The 972-nt window shown below is 53.4% G+C and carries 2 protein-coding genes; both read right to left on the reverse strand.

What is annotated here, in order from left to right; all coding sequences use genetic code 11:
• The coding region (locus SPH52_RS22425; RefSeq protein ID WP_411797269.1) for a hypothetical protein at nucleotides 1–492 on the reverse strand (492 nt) is incomplete at its 3' end.
• Nucleotides 493–762: 270 nt separating this feature from the next.
• A partial coding sequence (locus SPH52_RS22430; protein ID WP_411797270.1) for a hypothetical protein occupies nucleotides 763–972 on the reverse strand: 210 nt, incomplete at its 5' end.

The following is a 972-nucleotide window of genomic DNA, read 5'->3' on the forward strand; positions in this document are numbered from 1 at the left end:
ATACTGTTTCACCGCCTGCTCAGACTCAAACCTCTCTATGCAGTCATCCTGCCCCACTTGGCTCAGTCGCAATGCATAACCCTGCTCCTTCTTACTCAACTCAGCGCGATGCACGATCTCGCCTGTGGCAGTTGACTCGATAAAGGAAGCGCACATTGCTGAATCTATGGCCTCATATGTTTTCTCACCCTGCCGCTCTTCTTGCCTCTTCTTTAACCTCTCTGCCTCTTCAGGATGTTTTCTATGATACCAAGTATTAAAGGCATCTACTAAAAAACCGAATACAAATGCCCCAGCAACCCCCATAGCCCAGACACGGTGCCAGCGCTGCTGTGCTGGGCCATAACCTCGCAACTCCCCTCCAAACAAGGTATATAGCCATTCCAAAATAGCCACGCTATTCCAGAAAAATAGGAATGCAGCCAAGCACACTGCAAAAAACTTCACATTTCTCTTAAAAAATGCGGACCATGTCCATTCAAATTTATTCATTTCGATTCTCGTTGTTTCCAGCGTCAGGCAGACCAATCAATGCCGGTATATTGCTGATCACCGTCTCGGTAGTGTTGCCTATCGCCTCCGTAGAGGGTAAAGGCATGGTAATGGTGGCGGGTGTCTGGAAGTAAGGCACACTTACCTGCCTTGGTAATCCTTGAAGGCGCTGGCCTATCGTTCCGCCAATGTAAGTTCCAACTCCTCCAGCACCCGCGCCGACGAGTACCCCTGAGGTTACCGACTTGCTCTCGTCATATACCCAGTTGGTCACTGCCGTATGGGTGCCACCCGCCGCACCACCCACCGCAGCATTTCCCCACAAGCTACGCCAGCCAGCGGACCATAAACCAGTGCCGTGCCCCCTGCCGCGAGCGTTTGGCCAACCCGGTATTCGCCGCCCTGCACGTGCTGGCCCGCCGCGTCAAAGCCCGCCCCGGTGGCAAAATATCCCGCAGCGCGCTGGGTGCCCAATGCATA

The organism is Halomonas sp. A29 (genome assembly GCF_046723295.1).
Lineage (GTDB): Bacteria > Pseudomonadota > Gammaproteobacteria > Pseudomonadales > Halomonadaceae > Halomonas.